Raw genomic sequence first — 6910 nt, forward strand, 5'->3', positions numbered from 1 at the left:
ATGGTGATCGATCTTGTCGTACTTGTGGCGCTGGTCGTCGCGTGTTGGCTCGCCGCGACCACGCTCAGGGTCGCGATTGAGCGTCGCGATCCGAGTGTTGATCATGACCTGCCCAGCGTGCTGTTGAGGCTGGCATGCCGCCGTCTGCCCGCTGACCGGAACGAATGGGGACGCGCCCTCGGCGCTGAGCTTGCCGCGATCGACAGTCGTAGCGACCGGTGGAGCTTCGTGCTCGGCGGTGTCCGGACCATGATCGGTGGCCGGCTGGCAGGTCGACTGGATCGACCTAGCCTGGCCGCCTTCCTTGGCGCCGTGGCCGTTTGTGCGGGGCTGGTCGTGGCCAGTATCGCCGCCTATCCGAGCCTGATCATGAATGCGCGAACGCCCACATTCCTGATCGTCGTCGCGCTCGTCCTCGGCTGCTACGCGGTGCCCGCGGTGGCTGAGGCTCGCGCCGCGGCGCAGAATCGCCAATCATCAGCCCCTGGCCGTCGCTGGGCTGTGCTCACTGGACTGGCGGTTGGTCTGGTCTGGGCCCTGTTCGCGTCGGGTTGGCTGAACCTCCACGGCTGGCCGCTGATCGCGGTCGCCGCGCTTCCCACAGCGACCGGCGCGTTGTCCGCCCGCCGGCCGGGCGGTCTGCGCGTCGGCATCGAAGTCGTCCGGCCGATGGCGGTAGTCGCCGGACTGTCCGCCTTCATCCTGTCGACCCTGCAAGCGCTGGTCACCGCCAACGGTCCCTATGACACCGGCCAGCTCGATGAAGCGGCAGGCCACGGCCACGCCAGCGTCGCCACCTACTGGATGGGAGAAGGACTGGCCGCCTCGCTGCTCTTGTTGCTCGTCGTCCCGTTGTGCACCGTCCTGTGTGGAACGATCGGCGCCATCATCGGTCAGATCCGCCGACCAGCTCACTCACGCTAACCATCCCCCCTGGCCCCCCGCTAGAAGATCGGGTTCGAGCACAGGTCGGAACCTCGCTACTCGGCGCACGCTCGTCCTGGGGCTCCCTTGCGGGCTGTTGACCGCGATCCACGTGGTCTTGGCCATCACCCCTAACCAGGAGCATTCGCCTCCCTCGAATAGGTGCTGTTGCCAGCAATAAGCACCGGCACTGATCTGCCCAAAATCGGCACCGTTGGGCTCGAGTCGACGCCGTCCGGCGCCCCCGCGGCGATGGACTGCCTGGTCAGAGCTGTGCCGTCTCGTCTCATCCGATGAACGAATCGCGCATCAGATGAGCGGAGGTGTGACCGATGGCGGTCGACGCTTCTGGCCGCGGTGGGCCAGTGTCGGAGGGCGCGTCGCCTTAAGGGGACTGGTACGTCGGACGACTCCTGCGGTCGCTGGATCGGTCCGTCCCGCCGGTACCTCTACGTCCTCCGTCTTTTGGGTCCCTTGGGTGCCTTGGGCGGCTGCTCGCTGACATAGGCCAGTGCCGAAGCGATCCAGGCTTCCAGCTGATCCGATCGGGCTGCACCAGGAAGACTCACATACCCGTTCATCGGCCGCTCCGAGGGGCCGAATGACGTACCGCCAGCGGCTCGGACCTGATCTTGGTCGGCGGGTCTGAGCTTGACCCCGATCTCCGACCCGAACAATCCCATGAACATGTTGCCCTGAATGAATGCTCCCAGGTTGCCGAACATCGGCTTGATTTCAATCCGAGGGTCCTCGGGCACGAGGTGCCGGAAGCGCTGCTTGTCCGCGTCGGTCGGTCGTGGAATCTGCATAGTGATCACCCCCGGTACGGGCAACTCTATTAGGTTTCGACATCGATGTAGCGAGTGGAGTGCGCGTCGATGGCGATGACGCAGAAGGTGTGCTCGCCGCGGTGGAGCAGCGGATGGCAGCCACGGGCTGCTCGGGAAGATCGTCGACTTGCGCTGAGCCGCACAACCGTAGGAAGGAGCTGCATGGACAACCCATTCGGCCGGGTGGCAGGTGCACCCGGCCGACGCGTTGCTGGAGAGTGTCGGGCCGACGGCGTAACGTCAGTCCGGTCGGTCCTGTCAGCCTTGTGGAGGGCATCGTGGCGAACCTCGTCGTGCATTTCGAGATCCATGCGTCCGAGCCGCAGCGGCTCATCGAGTTCTACACCGAACTGCTCGGCTGGAAGTTCACGCAGTTCGGCGACATGCCGTACTGGTCCATCGAGACCGGTGAGGGATCCATCGGGATGAACCGCCCTGGCAGTGGCATCAACGGCGGCCTCACCCAGCGTCAGGGTCCGCCTCCGGAGCCCGGTGCGGCAATAAACGGCTGCAACTTTGTCGTCGGTGTCGACGGCAGCATCGATGAGCTCTTCGCGAAGGGACTGCACTTGGGCGGCGCCGAGGCTCTGCCGCTGGCGGACATGGCGGGCGTCGGCCGCGTCGGCTATCTCCTCGACCCCGACGGGAACGTGTTCGGGCTCATCTCGCCTGTGCTGTCCGACGGCACGGACGTGACGAGCAGCTGAGCGGATTACCGGCGGGAGGTTTGCGCCATGCATGCCAACAAGGGCGACCATCTCGTGGTGGAGGGCAACAAGGTCGGCCTCCAACCCCGGGAGGGCGAGATCGTGGAAGTGCGGGGAGAGCATGGCGCTCCGCCGTACGTGGTGCTCTGGGCCGACGGTCACGAAGGCCTGACATACCCGGGTCCGGACGCGCACCTGCGCCCGGAGGAGTAGCTCCCGGTCGCCGTATTACGGCTGGGCGTTGCAGCTGCTCGGTATCGCCGCGACGCTGAGGATTCGTGCCGGATCAGTCGGTCTGTTGCCCGCAGAGTGAGCAAGGCGCCGTCAACGGGTTAACTGCGACTACCTGCCCTCGACACCACATATCGCCGACGACGGGTCTCCGCGCCATACATATGAATCATAAACGTTCCACCTTCAGATCCGACTACCACCGGTCACCTCCAGCTTGCCCATTAACGGCCCCAACGAATGCCATCAGCAGGACGCTCGGCGTCGAGGAAGATCATGCCCCGCTCGTCGTCGGTCGTGCGGGACGCACGCAGTGATGGTCGGTGCTGCGGGATGTGCCGCGGGGAACTGCCGCCGAGCCCCGGCTATCACCGCAGGTCGGCTCCGGGCGGACGGATGGAGCAGTCTTGGCGGGCCAATCCGACGGCACCGGTATCAAAGGCTTAGTACCTTGGAGGGCAAGGACACGTGCTTGTAACGCCCCCAACCTAGGCGATGTGGTCGCACCGGTGGACAAGAAGGAAGTAAGGCTGACGATTATCGCTTCGGCTGTCTTGGTCGGCGTGCCGCTGATCGCCAACGCCCTCCACGATCTTCTATCAGGCCGTTGGGATGAGCACCACGATGATCGACTTCCCTCAGACAGAGGCGCTACTTCGACGCCTCACCTGGGCGGAAGACCCATCGAGCAATTAGTCGCGGATCTACGCCGGCTGCGCGTAGCGGTTGCGACCGACCAGCAGCGTTCGGCGACACATCAACTGGCGAACCGGGTCGCATACGACCAGCTGTTGATGCAGGCCTGCGCGATGTTGGACATCCCCCATGACCTCGGGAAGAGGACGGCCGGCCCGGAACGCGACATCGAACGGATACGGATTGAGGCCGAGCTGGAACGAGCCGGCATCGTGCTCTCAGCCCGCCGCTGATCCCGCTGATTCCTGCCGTCAACGTGCGCGGACAAGCTCGGTCACCCGTCCGCCGCGGCTCTGTGCAGTTGAGATAGTCGTCTTGGCCGCATCGCGTGTCGCTCAACCCGATCGGCTTCGACGCCGACCCGACAACTCCGAGGCGGTGTCAGTAGACGCCGACGACGTGACGACCGCTCCAGAATCCCACGGCGCGGCTTCGTCGGCCACGATCGTCCGGCAGGTCCACGAACGGCTCACCAGTGCCGCAGCCACCCTCCGCCCCTCCGCCGACGAGCATGACCGCTCCGCGAACACCGAAAGCGAGCATGACAATGACCGGTTGTCCTCGCAGACCGCCGACACGCGCGTGCAGCACAGCCGCGGGGAAGACCTGCGACGCGGCGTCCGGCCAGACGACTCCGAACGCGAGCGCTGAACGTCGCTGGCGGCCACACGGTCCCGGACACTGGCGACATTCGTCGGGCCGGTGGAGGTCGCGGCGGCGTGTTCGCGGCGCGGGCGGGCTTGCCGAACGGCCTCAGCCATGCCCTTCAACACCGCGGGCTGACAACCGATCGCATTGCCTTCAGGGTCCTTCACTTCGCGAGTTCGCTGATGGGATGGCCGCACCTGGACATGTTCTTCCCCTGAGGAACGAAAACGTTTAAGGTTCAACCCGGGGAAGTGCATCGCTGGGGGATCGAACATCCGGGGAGATCAGCCGGCCACGTCCGCGCCGGTCAAAGGGGAGCCGCGCAGCTGAGACGGGTCGGGTCACATCGATGCACGGGTGGGCCGCGGCGGCCGCTTGGGGATCCACTGCCGCGGCCTCACTTGTCTCGTCGTTTGTCCGCTGTGTCAGCACCAGCGGATGGAGGGCTGCCGGGAGAGTTCTGGGGGTTGACCGTCCTGGCAGCCACCGTCCATCGACGAGCGACCAGCGCGGTGGTTCCAAGTCATGGAGTTCACCGGTTTGGTCGTGAGGAAGTCGGGGGGTCTTCCTCGTGATGCGTTTAGCGTAGGGCCATCCGGGGCTGCCCCGGTACCGAATTGGTGGCGGCTTGAGGTCATGTCCTGAACAGGACAGGTATGAGCTGGCGAGGGCACCGGTTTCATTGACGCGGTTCATGCCGTGGTCTATGCCTGTGTTGGTGCGCAGCGCAAAGGGGGCAGGCATCCCCGGCGTGCCGCGTCATCGACGTCAGCCCGTTCGGTCGTCCTGTGGGGGAGCGGGTGGACGGAGTCGTCCACGGGTAGTCATCCGGCTCGAGGCGAAACCCGCCACGTCGATGGAGCCCGGAGGCGGAATTTGAGAAGGTATGCCGTTGCGATGGCCGTGATGGTGGCGGTTGCCGCCTGCAGTAGCGGCGGCGGCGCCGAACCAGACCCGTCTGCTGCCGCGCCGACCGCGTCCAGCCGGTCAGCTGCGGTGACGTCTGCAGCGCCGCCGGCGACCTCCCCGACCCCTGGCACGGCGCAGACGGCCACCTCGAGCCCGTCGCCCCATCAGCTGGAGTTGCCTCGCGGTGGCCGCAAGGTCTTCCCCCGGTATCGACTGGTCGGGTATGCCGGCTTGACCGGCGCCGCCACCCTGGGCCGATTGGGCACCGGGCCGTTGGATCAGCGGGTGGCCGAGTTGGAGAAACGTGCTCCGTCCTACCGTGCCGGCCGTGACATTCTGCCGGTGCTGGAGGTGATCGCGACCGTCGTCCAGGCCAGTCCCGGCAGGGACGGGACGTACCGGGTCCGGATCAACGATGACCAGATCAAGACCTATCTCCGGGCGGCGCGGCGTCACCGGGCGCTGCTGTTGTTGAACATCCAACCCGGCCGCTCAGAGTTTCTGCCCGAGATGAAGGCCTACCGCAAATGGCTGACCGAGCCCGACGTCGGGATCGCCCTCGACCCCGAATGGGCGATGGACCCCGGACAGGTGCCCGGACGCGCGTACGGACACACCACCGGCGCCGAGCTTGACCGCGTCGCCGCCTACCTGTCCGACCTCACGCAAGCCCACGACCTGCCGGAGAAGGTGCTGGTCTACCACCAGGTGGCGCGCAGCGTGGTCCGCCGCGAGAGCCGGCTGAGACCGCATCCGGGTGTGGCGGCGATCAAGTCCGTCGACGGTCTCGGCCCGCCCGGCCCGAAGGTCACCACCTACCGGGCCGTCAACCGCACCACCCCGACGTTTGTCCACGCCGGGTTCAAACTGTTCTTCACCGAGGACCGCCGCAACCACGGCCGGCTGATGAGCCCACGCGAAGTCCTCGCCCTCCACCCACCGCCCGAGTACGTCATGTACGAATAAACGCCGCACCCCTCACGCCGTGACCTCGGCGCCCTACGTTCCCCTACGGGCTGACCGTCTGCCGGCCTGTACGGGTGATGAGCATCGGTTGTTCAGTGTCGGCGAGGGTGCGGAGCAGGACCTCCACCACAAACGGCGGCCACCCAGCCGCGACAGTGACCGGAGCACCATCTCCCCTGATCGCCGACACGGTGCGGATGTACGGGCGGGCGGTCGAGCATCCGGCAGAGCAGTCCAGACCAACGGCATCCTGAACGCGCGGTTCGCCGGCCGACACCGTCGATGACCGGCCACGGGCGCGGTGCCTCCGTCAGCGCCGAAGAAGCGCCCCTCACGGGCTAGACATCGGCCGGCTGGCTGGAGCCCGCCGCATGTTTCGGCTGACGATCCCGATCAACCCCGGGGAGCACGGAAGTCAGATGCTCGTTCTCCGTTACGCGCGACCGCAGCCCGAGGATGTGACTGATGGTGCGCCGTTGGTAGTTCTACATTCCTCGCACGGTGGACAGATCAGTCCCCTAGGCTGAGCGACGCTGCGCCGCGTTTCCCCTTACCCGGCGCTGCCTGAGGAAGGCACGCCCCGGGGTCCCCAACTGGGGAGGTGCTCGTCAGGGGAAGCCGCCTGCCGGGGGGCAGGCGGCTTTCACCCGGCGACACTTGACCGCATCCGAACCGCGTCACGGCACTCCTCAGACCTGGCCGCGGCCGCCGTCTTGGCCGATCCAGCTCCCTCGCCGGACCTGACATATTCGCCCTTAACGCGATGGGGGGAGGGTGCTGCCGGAGAAAGCGCCCGACCTGGCTCGGCCACTCCGTCAGCGATGACGATGGACTCGTTAACGGTGACCGTTCCGCAAGAGGACGCACGACCGACCCACCACGGTGGCCTAATGGGCGCAGTTTGGGAAACCATTCCGCTGTTCGTTTCGGGGCGCTTCGCGCAGCAGGGGGATCGGGCACGCATCCCTTCCCTTCCGGCTGCCCTTTCGGACCTGTGCC

The 6910-nt window shown here is 66.4% G+C and carries 7 protein-coding genes; 6 read left to right on the plus strand and 1 reads right to left on the minus strand.

The window, feature by feature from the left end; translation table 11 throughout:
• The gene (locus ABD747_RS21255) at positions 1-924 is read left to right on the plus strand and encodes a hypothetical protein (RefSeq protein WP_344808386.1); all 924 of its coding nucleotides are present in this window, start codon (positions 1-3) and stop codon (positions 922-924) included.
• Between the two features lie 449 nt (positions 925-1373).
• Here ABD747_RS21255 and ABD747_RS21260 read toward each other — a convergent pair whose 3' ends face one another.
• Positions 1374-1733, minus strand: a complete 360-nt coding sequence (locus ABD747_RS21260; protein WP_344808404.1) for a TfoX/Sxy family protein — start codon at positions 1731-1733, stop codon at positions 1374-1376.
• 299 nt (positions 1734-2032) lie between these two features.
• On the opposite strand from ABD747_RS21260, the gene ABD747_RS21265 reads away from it, so the two are divergent.
• The 5 genes from ABD747_RS21265 (at position 2033) to ABD747_RS21285 (ending at position 5911) form a co-directional block, all read left to right on the plus strand.
• Positions 2033-2461 (plus strand): VOC family protein, encoded by a 429-nt coding sequence (locus tag ABD747_RS21265; protein WP_344808388.1) that lies wholly within the window; start codon positions 2033-2035, stop codon positions 2459-2461.
• Between the two features lie 27 nt (positions 2462-2488).
• Complete coding sequence (locus ABD747_RS21270) at positions 2489-2674, plus strand: DUF1918 domain-containing protein (protein ID WP_344808390.1); 186 nt, start codon at positions 2489-2491, stop codon at positions 2672-2674.
• Between the two features lie 515 nt (positions 2675-3189).
• A complete protein-coding gene (locus ABD747_RS21275; RefSeq protein WP_344808392.1) occupies positions 3190-3621 on the plus strand; it encodes a hypothetical protein in 432 nt (143 codons plus the stop codon).
• Between the two features lie 166 nt (positions 3622-3787).
• The gene (locus tag ABD747_RS21280; protein WP_344808394.1) at positions 3788-4039 is read left to right on the plus strand and encodes a hypothetical protein; all 252 of its coding nucleotides are present in this window, start codon (positions 3788-3790) and stop codon (positions 4037-4039) included.
• A gap of 894 nt (positions 4040-4933) precedes the next feature.
• Entirely contained in the window at positions 4934-5911 is a 978-nt protein-coding gene (locus ABD747_RS21285) for a hypothetical protein (protein ID WP_344808396.1), read from the plus strand.
• Positions 5912-6910: the final 999 nt, after the last annotated feature.

This window comes from Microlunatus ginsengisoli (assembly GCF_039537205.1).
GTDB classification, from domain to species: Bacteria; Actinomycetota; Actinomycetes; order Propionibacteriales; family Propionibacteriaceae; genus Microlunatus; species Microlunatus ginsengisoli.